10 protein-coding genes are annotated in these 13,423 nt (G+C 63.1%); 2 read left to right on the top strand and 8 right to left on the bottom strand.

The annotated features are described in order from the left end of the window. Positions 1-52: 52 nt before the first annotated feature. Positions 53-943, bottom strand: a complete 891-nt coding sequence (locus tag FHX11_RS06370) for a LysR family transcriptional regulator (RefSeq protein ID WP_184356208.1) — start codon at positions 941-943, stop codon at positions 53-55. Positions 944-1,131: 188 nt separating this feature from the next. Between FHX11_RS06370 and FHX11_RS06365 the strand changes: the two genes are divergently transcribed. Further along, a complete protein-coding gene (locus FHX11_RS06365) occupies positions 1,132-2,058 on the top strand; it encodes a DMT family transporter (protein WP_184356206.1) in 927 nt (308 codons plus the stop codon). Positions 2,059-2,065: 7 nt separating this feature from the next. Here the strand turns inward: FHX11_RS06365 and FHX11_RS06360 are convergent, their stop codons facing one another. Continuing rightward, on the bottom strand, positions 2,066-3,967 hold the full coding sequence (locus tag FHX11_RS06360) for a DEAD/DEAH box helicase (RefSeq protein ID WP_184356204.1): 1,902 nt from the start codon (positions 3,965-3,967) through the stop codon (positions 2,066-2,068). A gap of 246 nt (positions 3,968-4,213) precedes the next feature. Then, positions 4,214-6,166 carry an acetoacetate--CoA ligase gene (locus FHX11_RS06355; RefSeq protein ID WP_184356201.1) on the bottom strand — a complete coding sequence of 651 codons (1,953 nt, stop codon included), beginning with the start codon at positions 6,164-6,166 and terminating at the stop codon, positions 4,214-4,216. Between the two features lie 163 nt (positions 6,167-6,329). Between FHX11_RS06355 and FHX11_RS06350 the strand changes: the two genes are divergently transcribed. After that, the gene (locus FHX11_RS06350) at positions 6,330-8,225 is read left to right on the top strand and encodes an AsmA-like C-terminal region-containing protein (RefSeq protein ID WP_184356200.1); all 1,896 of its coding nucleotides are present in this window, start codon (positions 6,330-6,332) and stop codon (positions 8,223-8,225) included. A gap of 11 nt (positions 8,226-8,236) precedes the next feature. On the opposite strand, the gene FHX11_RS06345 is transcribed toward FHX11_RS06350, so the two are convergent. From FHX11_RS06345 to FHX11_RS06325, 5 genes are all read right to left on the bottom strand, one after another. After that, on the bottom strand, positions 8,237-9,052 hold the full coding sequence (locus FHX11_RS06345; RefSeq protein WP_184356198.1) for an ABC transporter permease subunit: 816 nt from the start codon (positions 9,050-9,052) through the stop codon (positions 8,237-8,239). 3 nt (positions 9,053-9,055) lie between these two features. Further along, positions 9,056-9,967 carry an ABC transporter permease subunit gene (locus tag FHX11_RS06340; protein ID WP_184356196.1) on the bottom strand — a complete coding sequence of 304 codons (912 nt, stop codon included), beginning with the start codon at positions 9,965-9,967 and terminating at the stop codon, positions 9,056-9,058. 2 nt (positions 9,968-9,969) lie between these two features. After that, positions 9,970-11,112: an ABC transporter ATP-binding protein gene (locus FHX11_RS06335; RefSeq protein WP_184357500.1), complete on the bottom strand. Its 1,143-nt coding sequence runs from the start codon at positions 11,110-11,112 to the stop codon at positions 9,970-9,972. Between the two features lie 119 nt (positions 11,113-11,231). Next, positions 11,232-12,329 (bottom strand): polyamine ABC transporter substrate-binding protein, encoded by a 1,098-nt coding sequence (locus FHX11_RS06330; RefSeq protein ID WP_184356194.1) that lies wholly within the window; start codon positions 12,327-12,329, stop codon positions 11,232-11,234. A 179-nt stretch (positions 12,330-12,508) separates the two neighbouring features. Further along, positions 12,509-13,381, bottom strand: a complete 873-nt coding sequence (locus FHX11_RS06325; protein WP_184356192.1) for a LysR family transcriptional regulator — start codon at positions 13,379-13,381, stop codon at positions 12,509-12,511. Positions 13,382-13,423 lie beyond the last annotated feature (42 nt).

Below are 13,423 nucleotides of genomic sequence, written 5' to 3'. Positions count from 1 at the left end.
CCGCTCGGAGACAGCATTCTGCCTCAGTCATGAGATCCCTGCAAATCCGCTGTCAGCTCGCCAGCGCCAGCCCACCGTAACGGCTGATTTCGCTCTCGATCTCCGCCACAAGAGTATCGAGCGCGGGATTCCTCACCTTGCGGCCGCGGCGAACGACATAGGCCAAGGCAGGGGGCGCCGGCAGACCCTTGGCGATGATCTCCATGTCGGGCTGCAGGTGGCGGCCGTTCAGAAGTGCCACGCCCAGACCGGAGGTGACGGCGGCAACGATCCCCGCCGCGCTCGCGCATTCGAACACGGTTTCAAGCACCACGCCGCCATCCTGTCCGATATCGAGCGCCCAGCGACGATAGAAGCATTCATCGTCGAAGGACAGAAAGGGGATCGGGCCGTCCTGCGACAGGGGGAGATCCGGATGCTTCACCCAATGAAGCGCCTCGCGAAAGAGAACGACGTCGGTCGGGCGGACCTCATGGGCGAAAACCTGCACGATCGCGGCGTCCAGCTCGCCCCGCTCCAGCATTCCCCGCAGGACGAGGCTCATGCGGACCTTGGTACGCACGGAGACATTCGGATGCAGGCGGCGGAAACGCCCCAATATGCGGGCGAGATCGGTGCAGGTCGTATCCTCGGTCAGGCCGAGGGCGACGCGCCCGGCAAGCGACGTCTTCGACAGGCTCAGAAGCGCCTCGTCATGCAGACCAAGGATGCGCCCGGCATAATCGAGCAGATCCTCACCGGCCGCGGTGAACATCGCGGCGCCGGGTTTGCGGCTCAAGAGATCGCAATCGAGGCTCGTCTCCAGCCGCTTGATCTTGTGGCTGACGGCGGATTGCGACAGGCCCAGGGCCTCAGCCGCGCGGGTAATGCCGCCATGATGCCGGATCGCCCACAAGGCGCGCAGGGCGTCGATTTCCAAACGGCGGCTGGTGAACTCGGTCATGGCAAATCCTGCCCGGATGATCTCTTTGCGGAGAGAATGCACATTCCGGCGGCCCATGACAAATACTCATTCATTATGAGACTGGAATGTCATGCCTTGATCGATATTTGTCATGTGTAATCGAGCCGGCCATGGCCTATGGCTGAGCCGTGAAGCCCATTCGAGCGAGAGCCCCAATCGAGAATCCGATGACAGAGCAATGCCTATCCCGGCCCGCGCCAGCCGAGCGCCGTTTCCTCTGGCCCGTGATGGCGGCGCTCCTGATCGTCTGCTGGAGCGCCGGCTTCGTCGGCATTCGCTATGCCAGCCAGGAGGCCAGCGTGATGCTGGTCCTGTTCTGGCGCACGCTTCTGTCAGGTTTGATCCTGCTGCCCTTCGCGCTGACGATCGGTCCGCGCATGCGGCCGCGCGCGATTGCCGAACAGATGCTGTTCGGCGTGATGTCGGTCTTCCTCTATCTCGGCGGCTTCGCGCTGGCGATCGAACAGCGGGTGCCGACCGGGCTGGTGGCGCTGATCTCCGACCTGCTGCCACTGGCGATCGCGGCCCTGTCGCAACCCGTCCTGGGGGAGCGGCTGAGCGGTCGCCAATGGCTGGGAACAGCGATCGCGGTAGCCGGCGTCTTGATCGTGTCGATCGACAGCCTCAGCTTCGGCGCCGCTCCGATCTGGGCCTATGGATTGACGGTGGGGTCGATGCTGGTCTTTGCCTTCGCATCGGTCCTGCACAAGCGGCGACGAACCGGGCACATGCCCGTTCACCAAAGCCTCTGCATCCACACATTGACCGCCTCGGTGTTGTTCGGCGTCTGCGCGATGATGCAGGGCGATCTTGCCCCACCGCTGACCCGCGGCTTCGCCATCGGCATGATCTGGCTGGTGCTGATCGCGACCTTCGCCGCCTATTCGGTCTATTACACCAGCCTGCGCCTCTTTCCTGTCGCACAGGTCAGCGCCGCCATCTATCTCAGCCCGCCGGTGACCATGCTCTGGGCCTGGGCGCTGTTTTCCGAGCCGCTGACGACGGCAATGTTCGTGGGGCTGGCGGTGACGCTGGTGGGCGTCTGGCTGACCTCGCGCGGCCTGTCCGTAGCGACTACGGACGAGCCCCGCTGATCGGAGGTCACTCCCCGCGTGTCTTCGCGGCCTTGCGCGCCGCCCTTGAATTCGGATTGCCGCCCTTGGGAGGGCCGTCGTTCTTGGTGAAATGCGGCTTGCCCGGCTTCTTCGACCACGGCTTCTTGTCGGCGCCACCCTCGCCCGCCCGCTCCGGCTTGCGGTCGGACTTCCACTTCGGCTTGCCACCGTCGTTCGAACGAGTATCCCTGTCGCCGAAAGGCTTCTTCTTGCCGTAGCCACCCTCGCGTTTGGCCTGCGAAAAATCCGGCGCGCCGGTGAGCGGCTTGACGCGGATGCCGCGCTCCAGCGTCTTGTCGGGGCCGATGGCGGACAGGAAGCGCTCGGCGCCTTCGACCGAGAACTCGACGAAGGTCTCTTCCGGCTGCATCTTGATGGCGCCGATGTCACGCTTGGTGAGGTTGCCGTTGCGGCAGAGCATCGGGATCAGCCAGCGCGGCTCGGCATTCTGCTTGCGTCCCACGGAAAGCGACACCCAGACGCCATCGGTGAAATCGTTGCGGCCGGCGGACGGCTCGTCATAGCGCGTGACGGGGAAATCGTCGCGGCGGGGCTTGCGGCGCTCGCCTTCGGCCGGCACGTCCTGCAGATCCTCCGGCGCGGAATGGCCGGTGCGATATTGCCGCAGGAAGGCGGCGGCGACCTGTTCGGCGCCATGGCTCTGCAAGAGCTCCTGCACCAAAGACTGCTCGTCGTCGCGCAGCGGCTCGGTAAAGACCGGATCGGCAAGAAGACGCTCGTCGTCGCGCTGGTTGACTTCATCGGCTGATGGTGGCTTTGCCCAGGTGGCGCGGATGCGGGCCGCCTCCAGCAGGCGTTCGGTACGGCGGCGGGCGCTGAGTGGCACGATGAGCGCGCTGACGCCCTTGTTGCCGGCGCGGCCTGTGCGGCCGCTGCGGTGCAGCAGCGTTTCTGGATTGGTCGGCAGGTCGGCATGGATGACCAGCTCCAGGCCCGGCAGGTCGATGCCGCGGGCGGCGACGTCGGTGGCGATGCAGACACGGGCGCGGCCGTCGCGCATGGCCTGCAGCGCGTGCGTGCGCTCATTCTGGCTAAGCTCGCCCGACAGCGCCACGACCGAGAAGCCGCGATTGTTGAAGCGCGCCGTCAGATGGTTGACCGCCGCACGCGTCGAGCAGAAGACGATGGCGTTCTGTGCTTCGTAGTAGCGCAGAACATTGATGATGGCGTTTTCCCGGTCGCTCGGCACGACGGTCAGCGCGCGATAGTCGATATCGACATGCTGCTTGGCCTCGGAAGCGGTTGCGATGCGCACGGCGTCGCGCTGATAGTTTTCGGCAAGCTTGGCGATCGAACGCGGCACGGTCGCCGAAAACATCAGCGTCCGCCGCTCGGCCGGTGCCGTTTCGAGAATGAATTCCAGATCCTCGCGGAAGCCGAGGTCGAGCATCTCGTCGGCCTCGTCGAGCACGACGGCCTTCAGCGCGGATATATCGAGCGAGTTGCGGCGGATATGGTCGCAAAGGCGGCCCGGCGTTCCCACGACGATATGCGCGCCGCGCTCCAGCGCGCGCTTCTCGGTGCGCATGTCCATGCCGCCGACGCAGGAGACGATGGTGGCACCGGTCATCTCGTAGAGCCATTCCAGTTCGCGCTGCACCTGCAACGCCAGCTCGCGGGTCGGCGCGATCGCCAGCGCCAGCGGCGTGCCGGCGCGGCCGAAGCGCTCGGCTCCGTCAAGCAGGCCGGGCGCCAGCGCCAGGCCGAAGGCCACGGTCTTGCCGGAGCCGGTCTGGGCCGAAACCAGCGCATCCTTGCCGGCGAGGTTCGGATCGAGCATCGCCTTCTGTACCGGCGTCAGCGTTTCGTAACCACGCTTTGCCAAAGCCTGGGCAATCGCAGGAACGATGCCTTCGAATTCGGTCATATCTTGTCTTTCGGAATTCTTCACGCGTCAGCCGACGCGGATCATCGTGGCCCACACGTCGCAGGCCTCTTCTTCGGGCGTGCACATACTCGCTCGGCGGGCCAATGTACAGAGGAGGCGCTAATTTGTGCGTCGCACAATGAAAAAAGGCAGCGAAAAGCGCTGCCTTCATGGTTTGGAGTGGGCAATGGCGAGGACCAGGCCGATGATTGCGGCCCGGTCCGGTTCATCCTTCGCTGGACCGCATCAGCTCTTCAGCTCCTCCAGCCCCACGAACAGATCCAGCGCTTCCGGATTGGCGAGCGCTTCCTTGTTCTTGACCGGCCGGCCATGAACGACATCGCGGACGGCAAGCTCGACGATCTTGCCGGATTTGGTGCGCGGGATATCGGCGACCGCGATGATTTTGGCCGGCACATGCCGGGGCGAGGCGCCGGTGCGGATGCGCGTCTTGATCGCCTTGGCGAGCTCCTCCGTCAACGCCGTTCCCGCCGCCAAGCGGACGAAGAGCACGACGCGCACGTCGTCGTCCCAATCCTGACCGATGCAGAGGGCTTCCAGAACCTGTGGCATCTGCTCGACCTGATTGTAGATCTCCGCCGTGCCGATACGCACACCGCCGGGATTAAGCGTCGCGTCCGAGCGGCCATGGATGACCAAGCCGCCGTGTTCGGTCCACTCGGCGAAATCGCCGTGGCACCAGACATTGTCGAAGCGCTCGAAATAGGCGGCGCGGTATTTGGCGCGTTCGGGATCGTTCCAGAACATCACCGGCATCGAGGGAAAGGCCTTGGCGCAGACGAGCTCGCCCTTTTCGCCGCGCACCGGCTTGCCGTTCTCGTCCCAGACATCGACGGCAAGACCGAGGCCGGGACCCTGGATCTCGCCGCGCCAGACCGGCTGCAGGGGATTGCCAAGCACGAAGCAGGAGACGATGTCGGTGCCGCCGGAGATGGAGGCGAGCTGGATATCGTCCTTGATGCCCTCATAGACGAAGGTAAAGCCTTCCGGCGACAGCGGCGAACCGGTGGAGGTCATCAGCCGCAGGCTGGAAAGATCATGCGAGGCCTTCGGCGTCAGGCCGCCCTTGCGCACGGCGTCGATATATTTTGCCGAAGTGCCGAAGACGGCGAAACCTTCCTCCTGCGCATAGTCGAAGAGGATGTTGCCGTCGGGCGCGAAGGGTGAGCCGTCATAGAGGCAAAGCGTGGCGCCGGCGGCGAGCCCGGTCACCAGCCAGTTCCACATCATCCAGCCGCAGGTGGTGAAATAGAACACCTTTTCGCCGGGAACGACGCCGCAATGCAAGCGATGTTCCTTCATGAGCTGCAGCAGCGCGCCGCCGGTGGAATGGACGATGCATTTCGGCACGCCCGTCGTACCGGAGGAAAACAGGATGAACAGCGGATGCGAAAACGGCAGGGGCTCGAATGTGACGGGCTTGGCCTCGAAGGGCGCGACGAAGGCATCGAGCGTCCTTGCATCCTGCGTTGCGGCGGCAACCGCCTCGGCATCACCGGCATAGGGAATGATGAGCGTGGGAACGCCGAGTCGCCCCGCGATGGCGCCGACCTTTTCCGTCACGTCCTGCAGCTTGCCGCCATACCAATAGCCGCTGCAGGCGATGAAGAGTTTCGGCTCGATCTGGCCGAAGCGGTCGAGCACGCCCTGCTCGCCGAAATCGGGAGAGCAGGAGGACCAGATGGCGCCGATCGAGGCGGCAGCCAGCATGCAGGCGATGGTTTCCGGCATGTTCGGCATCATCGCGGCAACGCGGTCGCCCTTGCCAATGCCGAGGGCGCGATAGGCCTGCTGCAGGCGCGACACCATGGCCGAGAGCCGGTCCCAGGACCAGCGGTCGCGCAGCTTGTCTTCGCCCCAGAAGACCAGCGCATCGCCCTCACCGCTCCTCGACAGCAGGTTCTCGGCGAAATTCAGCCTGGCATCGGGAAAGAACCGCGCCTCGAGCATGAGATCGCCGTTGACCAGCGCCTTTTCGCCGCGTTCTCCCCTGATGCCACAGAAATCCCACACTGCTGTCCAGAAGCTTTCGCGCTCCGCGATCGACCAGGCGTGCAGGCTGGGAAAATCGGAGAGCGACAGACCGAAGCGCCGATTGCAGTCCTGCATGAAGGCGAACATCGGGCTGCGACGGCGAAATTCGTCCGATGGGGTCCAGAGCGGTTGATGATCTTGCATAGTACCTCCCCTGCTTTTCGGTTTATATATCATGCTGCAGCGCATTATAAAGTCGCTGAGTCGACTGTCTTCTCGCTGTACATGTTTGCATCGGCCAATCATTTCCTATATCCGGCAAACGCGGGCATATCAGCGCTATGAGTATGAAAGTCTCCGTGGGATCATGAGGGCGTCAAGGAACAAGAAGTGGCGGTTGACCATGCGATCGGCCTCGCGCTGGCTGCCGACCGTTGCGCGCACCTCCGGGATCGTGCTTCTGACCGTCCTCATCGTCTTCGCCGTTTTCCGAGCGACCGCTCCCTTCCTGATTTCCAGCGGGCTGGTGCGTTCCGGCATTGAGAAGGCGCTTTCGGACTGGACGGGCTATCGTGCCCAGATCGAAGGCGATCCGACGCTGGAATTCTGGCCGACGCCGCGCGTGACGCTCAACCAGGTCACCATCCGCGAGCCGACGAAGAATGGCAAGGTTCTCGGCCATGTCGACAGCCTCTCGGCGGATTTTTCGCTGCTGACCGCGCTGCGCGGACGCGCGCATTTCCATGAATTCCATTTCCTGCGGCCGGTGATCTATATCCGCCGCGATGAAACCGGCCTGATCGACTGGACGAATGAAGGCCGTCTTTCCAAGGCGATCGAGCAGGTCGAGGCATCCTCGGGCCAGAGCGTGTCGATGCAGAAGGAACAGGACGCCGATATCGGCACGCTGACCATCGAGGATGGCAGCATCGAAATGGCCGACGAACGCAGCGGCAATGTCTACAAGATGAACAGCGTCAATGCCGACATCACCTGGCCGCGCCTGTCGCGGCCGATGTCGGCGGTCATTCTCGGCCGTTTCAACGGACAGGACGTCAAGATCGATTTCAATTCCACCCAGCCCTTGATGCTGTTTGCCGGCAAGAGCGTCGATGCGAGAACGAGCTTCTCCTCGCCGCTGATCAACTGGACCTATGCCGGCGTCACCAGCATTTCCGATTTCTCCGCGCTCGCGGGAAACCTGGATCTCAGCATACCGAACATGCCGTCCTTCCTGGCATGGAGCGGCGAGCATCTGCCGGCCGCCGATACGCTGCAGAACGCCGCTCTCAACGCCGATATCGCCGCCATCCCCAACGGAGTGCGCTTCAACAACCTGAATTTCAAGGTCAATGATTCCGCCGCCTCCGGCGTGATGGACCTCAGCTATACCGCTGCCGGCAAGCCGAAGATTTCCGGCACGCTCGCCTTCGACCAGATGAACATCAACCCGTTCCTCGCCGCCTTCTCCATGCGGCTGGCGGCCGGCACCGCCATCGATGCGCTCATCAACGGCAATCCGCTGCAGCGCCTCGACCTGGACATGCGGCTGTCGTCGAACAAGGCCTGGCTCGGTCCCTTCCAGTTCGACAATATCGGCGCCAGCCTGCTGGTGTCCGGCGGCAAGGCGAAGTTCGACATTGGCGACAGCGGCTTCGAAGGCGGAGCGCTGACCGCGCATCTGGAAGTCACGCAGGGTGACTTCGATGGCGGCGGCAAGCTGCAGATTTCCATTCGCAACGCCGATTTCGGAGGGCTTTTTGCGCGCCTCAAGCTCGTCGGCCCCCTGCCGATGACGACAGGATCGCTGGATCTCTCACTCGGCACCTCCAAGCCGATCTGGGCCGCCAATCTCGGCGACGTCGCCGGCAAGATGCGTTTCACCGCGCAGGCAGGCTCCTTCCGGCAATTCAACATCTCCGCCTTCCGCGCGCTCGCCTCCGACAAGACCTTCTTCCGCATGAGCGATATCGCCGACACGGGGTTCGATTTCGACAGCATGGATGTCGACGCGAATTTCGCCAAGGGATCGGCCGAGGTTCACAGCGCCAAGATCGTCGGACGCAATGAAACGGTGACGCTGAACGGCGTCGTTCCCTTCCGCAGCAACGGACTGGCGCTGTCGGGCGCGATCGAGGCCAGCGACCCCGCCGCCGCGGCGGAACTGCCGATGCTGCCCTTCTTCATCGGCGGCACCTGGCCGGACCCGGTGATCTCGCCGGTGGCGACCTTGCTGCAGAAACCCAACCAGCCGCAGCAATAAGTCTCAAGCCCTCAGCCGGCGGCGGCAGCCTGCTCGTCCCTTTGGCGCTGCAGCTCGCGACGTTTCGTGGCGATCGATGCGCAGATGACGCCGACGGTGACGACACCGATCAGGATGGTGCAGATCGCATTGATCTCCGGGGTGACGCCGAGCTTGACCTGGCTGTAGATCAGCATCGGCAGGGTCTTGGCGCCGGCGCCGGAAGCGAAGGTGGCGATGACGAGATCGTCGAGCGACAATGTCAGGGCCAGCACCCATCCGGAAAATACCGCCGGCGCGATGATCGGAAGCGTGACCTCGAAGAAGGTACGCACCGGCGGCGCGCCGAGATCCAGCGCCGCCTCCTCGATCGAACGATCGAAGGTCAGCAGCCTGGACTGGACGACGACGGCGACGAAGCACATGGTCAGCGTCGTATGCGCCATGACGATCGTCCAGAAACCGCGGTCGACGCCGGAGGTGACGAAGAGCAGCAACAGCGACAGGCCGGTGATGACATCCGGCATGACCAGCGGCGCATAGATCATGCCGGAAAACAGGATGCGACCGCGAAAGCGCGTGTAGCGCACCAGCGTCAGGGCGGCGAGCGTCCCGAGCACGGTAGCGATCGTCGCCGACAGGAGCGCGATGCGCACCGTCAGCCAGGCAGCGTTCAGCATGGTGTCGTTGCTGAAGAGATGCACATACCATTGCGTCGAGAAGCCGCCCCAGACCGTGACCAGCCGCGAGGCATTGAAGGAATAGATGACCAGCAGCAGGATCGGCAGATAAAGGAAAGCCAGGCCGAGCGTGACGGAGACGATGTTGAAACGGGACCAGCGGATCATGACCTATCTCCCCTTCTCGTCGGCTTTTGCCTGGAAATGCTGGAAGAAGACGATGGGCACCACCAGCACCAGAAGCAGGATCGTCGCGACCGCCGAGGCCAGCGGCCAGTCGGTATTGCCGTAGAACTCGCTCCACAGCACCTTGCCGATCATCAGCGTTTCGGAGCCGCCGAGCAGGTCCGGAATGACGAATTCGCCGACCGCCGGGATGAAGACCAGCATGCAGCCGGCGATCACGCCGGGGAGCGACAGCGGGAAGGTGACGCGCCAGAAGGCGCCGATCGGCGTGCAGCCGAGATCCTGTGCCGCCTCGATCAGCGTGCCGTCCATCTTTTCCAGCGAGGAATAGAGCGGCAGCACCATGAAGGGCAGATAGGAATAGACCATGCCGATATAGACGGCGGTGTTGGTGTTGAGAATCACCAGCGGCTCGTGGATGATGCCGAGCCCCATCAGCAGCTGGTTCAAAAGACCGGTCGTGCTGAGGATCGACATCCAGGAATAGACGCGGATCAGGAAGCTCGTCCAGAAGGGCAGGATGACCAGCATCAGGAGCGTCGGGCGGATGGTGCGCGGCGCCTGCGCCATGCCGTAGGCGATGGGATAGGCGATGAGCAGCGTCAGCAGCGTCGAGATGCCGGCGATCTGCAGGCTCTGAATGTAGGCATTCATATAGAGCGGGTCGCCGGCCAGCCATGTGTAGTTGTCGAACGACATGGTCTGCAGCTTGTCCCACCAGTCTGCGAAACTGTCCGACCAGTTGAAGGACGGATCATAGGGCGGGATGGAGAGCGCCTTGGTCGACAGCGAGATGCGGAAGACGATCAGGAACGGGACGAGGAAGAAGAGCAGCAGCCAGAGATAAGGGATGATGATGACGAGGCGCTGGTAGAGGGAAGAGCCGAGCGTTCTCATGATCAATCCTTCAGCAGCACGCCGGCATTTTCGTCGAACGACACCCAGACGTTCTGATCGTAGGAAAACGGCTCCTCGACCGCCCGGACCGCGTTCAGCGACGAAGCCTTGACCACCTGGCCGGTCTTTAGCTTCACATGGAAGACGGTCATGTCGCCGAGATAGGCGATATCCCAGATTTCGCCTTCGGCTGCATTGACCGAGGCATTGGCCGGTGGGCGCGGCGTGACCCTGAGCTTTTCCGGCCGAATGGCGAGGCTGGCGCGGCTCCCCTCCGCCGGGGTGTCGCCAGATGCGGTGCGCAGCGTGAGGGACGGATCGACCGCGATCTCGATGATCCCCGAGCGGGCCGAGGAGACATTGCCCTCGAGAATGTTCACATCGCCGATGAAGTCGGCGACGAAGCGGGAATTGGGAGCCTCGTAAATCTCCGCCGGCGTCGCCACCTGCACCACCTTGCCGTGGCTCATGACGGCGATGCGGTCGGCCATGGTCATCGCCTCCTCCTGGTCGTGGGTGACGACGACGAAGGTGAGGCCGAGGCTCTGCTGCAGGTCCATCAGCTCGAACTGGGTCTCCTCGCGCAGCTTCTTGTCGAGCGCGCCGAGCGGCTCGTCGAGCAGCAGCACCTTCGGTCGCTTGGCGAGCGAGCGGGCCAGCGCCACGCGCTGGCGCTGGCCGCCGGAAAGCTGGTGGGGTTTGCGCTTGGCGAATTGCTCCAGCTTGACCAGCTTCAGCATCTGCGCAACGCGCTCGGCGATCTCGGCCTTCGGCATGCTGTCCTGGCGCAGCCCGAAGGCGATGTTCTTTTCCACGGTCATATGCGGGAAGAGCGCATAGGACTGGAACATCATGTTGACAGGGCGGCGATAGGGCGGCGTGCCGGCAAGGTTCTGGCCATCGAGGACGATCTCGCCCGTCGTCGGCTGCTCGAAGCCCGCCAGCATGCGCAGCAGCGTCGACTTGCCGCAGCCGGAGGCGCCAAGCAGGGCAAAGAATTCCCGGTTGTAGATATCCAGTGAAAGATTGTCGACGGCGGTGAAATCGCCGAACTTCTTCGTGACGTTCTTGAAGGAAATGTACGGTTTTGCCGAAGGGTCGGTCCAAGGAGCAAAGGAACGCCGGATATTCCCGAGAGACTTCATCATCAATCCCCAAATGAAAGGACACTGCGCCGGCTCTTCCCCACCCCGGCGCGGTCCTGATCTTTACGCGGTGCTGTCAGAAAAAGGCCCGGACGTTGCCGTCCGGGCCTGCTTTTGAATTATTGGCCAGTGGTGACCTTCGTCCACAGGCGCGTCGCCACGCGCTGCGTTTTCGGATCCCACGGCTTCAAGGTGTACAGGTTCTTCGTGACCTCTTCCGTCGGATAGACCGACGGGTCTTCCAGCACTTCCTTGCTCACGAACTGCTGCGACGCCTTGTTGCCGTTGGCGTAAGCGGTGAAGTTGCTGGCCTTGGCGATGACTTCCGGCTTCATCATGTAGTTGAGGAAGACGTGTGCCTCTTCGACATGGGGCGCATCGGCCGGGATCGCCATCACGTCGAACCACATCTGCGCGCCCTTCTTCGGGATCGAATAGCTGATATTGACGCCGTTCTTGGCCTCGGTGGCGCGATTGCGTGCCTGCAGCACGTCGCCGGAATAGCCGAAGGCAATGCAGATATCGCCATTGGCGAGCGCGTTGATATATTCGGACGAATGGAATTTGCGGATATTCGCGCGGGTAGCCGTCAGCAGTTCTTCCGCCTTCTTGAAATCCTCCGGCTTGGTGGAGTTCGGATCGAGGCCGAGATAGCGCAGTGCCGCGGGGATGACGTCGGTGGGCGAATCGAGCACGTAGATGCCGCAATCCTTGAACTTGGCGGCCAGCGCCGGATCGAAGATCACGTTGATATCCGGCGCCTCGTCGGTGCCGAGGATCTGCTTCACCTTGTCGACATTGTAGCCGACGCCAGTGGTGCCCCACATATAGTCGACGGCGTATTTGTTGCCGGGATCGTAGGTGGCGATGCGCTGCTGTACCGTGTCCCACATGTTGGAGATGTTCGGCAGCTTGGACTTGTCCAGCTTCTGGAAGACGCCGGCCTTGATCTGTCGCTGCAGGAAATAGGCGGTCGGCACGACGACGTCGTAGCCGGTCTTGCCCGCGAGCAGCTTGGTCTCCAGCGTCTCGTTCTGGTCGAACGTATCGTAGACGACCTTGATGCCGGTTTCCTTGGTGAAGTCGTCGAGGATCGAATTATCGATGTAATCCGACCAGTTGTAGACATTGACGACCTTGTCTTCCGCCTGGGCGGCCGTCACCAGCGAGACAGCCGCGAATGCGGTTGCCGCTAATCGTGCGAAGATGGACTTCATAGTCTCTCCTGTTTTGTTCAAGGGCATCGTGGCGACACCCAACCCTCTGTTTTTCCCGCCAGACTAGAAAGGAATCCGAAAGGCCACAAGGGGGAAAAGCAAGCCACCCTGAGCTTTCACGGATTTAGCGGACGGGGCGTTCGATCCCCAAGCTACGGCCCCTTCAGACATAAGCCCCTTTAGGCATAGGTCGGGCGATTGCCGGCAAAGAGGTCGGCATGGCTCTTCAGCAGCCGGGCCATGCGGTCGACCACGGTGCGGATCTCGCGGCGATGACGGTCGATATCGTTCATGACGATCCACTGCCCGTGGCGCAGCGCGGCGATGTCCTCGCCGACCCGCTCCAGCCGAGGCTCCAGATCGCCAACGAAGCAAGGGAGAACGGCAATGCCCGATCCGGCAAGGACAAGATCGTGGAGCGACCGCGGCCGGCTCACCGTCACCGCGATCGCGTCGCGCTCGTTCTGATGCGGCCAGCGCAGATAGGCGGAAATCGCCTCCTCCTCGGCAACGGCGATCCAGCGCCTCGGGCCGGAGAAGCGCATGTTGCGGGCCTGATAGGCGGCGTAGGCGACATCGCCGGTCTTGATGGCCGCGAGATTGGCCTCCTCCGGCTCGAAGGCGCGGATGCCGATATCGCTTTCGCGATGGGCGAGGCTGGCGCGGCGCTCGGCCAGATGCAGATCGATCCGAAAGCCGTCCCGCTCGGAGCAGATAGACGGCATGTTCTGGCTGAGCAGCCAGCCGACCCAGGTGCCGGCGGTGATCCGGACGATGGCCGCTCCCTGCGCGTCGCGCTGCCAGCTATCCACCTTGCGCGCCGCCGCCTCCATCTCCAGCAGCTGATCGAACAGCGCCTGGCCATCGCCGGTCAGCGCATAGCCCGTCTGGCTGCGCTGGAAGAGCGGGCGGCCGATCTGACCCTCCAGCTCCAGCATGCGCCGGCCGATCGTGGCCGGGCTCAAACCGCTCGACGCGGCAGCCCCCGTCAGCCCGCCGCCACGGGCAACGTCGATGAAAAGCTGATAGGCATCCCAGGTGGCGTTTTTCATAATTGAAAAACATAGGGCGAAAACGGCTGTATATAAAGAAAA

The sequence above is a fragment of the Rhizobium sp. BK602 genome, from assembly GCF_014195095.1.
Classification (GTDB): domain Bacteria; phylum Pseudomonadota; class Alphaproteobacteria; order Rhizobiales; family Rhizobiaceae; genus Rhizobium.
This window is presented reverse-complemented; position numbering and strand designations above follow the sequence as displayed.

Coding starts and splice junctions, on each gene's coding strand:
- FHX11_RS06345 (WP_184356198.1), bottom strand. CDS start 9,052: ATGATCCGCTGGTCCCGTTTCAACATCGTCTCCGTCACGCTCGGCCTG.
- FHX11_RS06350 (WP_184356200.1), top strand. CDS start 6,330: ATGAGGGCGTCAAGGAACAAGAAGTGGCGGTTGACCATGCGATCGGCC.
- FHX11_RS06365 (WP_184356206.1), top strand. CDS start 1,132: ATGACAGAGCAATGCCTATCCCGGCCCGCGCCAGCCGAGCGCCGTTTC.
- FHX11_RS06335 (WP_184357500.1), bottom strand. CDS start 11,112: ATGAAGTCTCTCGGGAATATCCGGCGTTCCTTTGCTCCTTGGACCGAC.
- FHX11_RS06355 (WP_184356201.1), bottom strand. CDS start 6,166: ATGCAAGATCATCAACCGCTCTGGACCCCATCGGACGAATTTCGCCGT.
- FHX11_RS06370 (WP_184356208.1), bottom strand. CDS start 943: ATGACCGAGTTCACCAGCCGCCGTTTGGAAATCGACGCCCTGCGCGCC.
- FHX11_RS06330 (WP_184356194.1), bottom strand. CDS start 12,329: ATGAAGTCCATCTTCGCACGATTAGCGGCAACCGCATTCGCGGCTGTC.
- FHX11_RS06360 (WP_184356204.1), bottom strand. CDS start 3,967: ATGACCGAATTCGAAGGCATCGTTCCTGCGATTGCCCAGGCTTTGGCA.
- FHX11_RS06340 (WP_184356196.1), bottom strand. CDS start 9,967: ATGAGAACGCTCGGCTCTTCCCTCTACCAGCGCCTCGTCATCATCATC.
- FHX11_RS06325 (WP_184356192.1), bottom strand. CDS start 13,381: ATGAAAAACGCCACCTGGGATGCCTATCAGCTTTTCATCGACGTTGCC.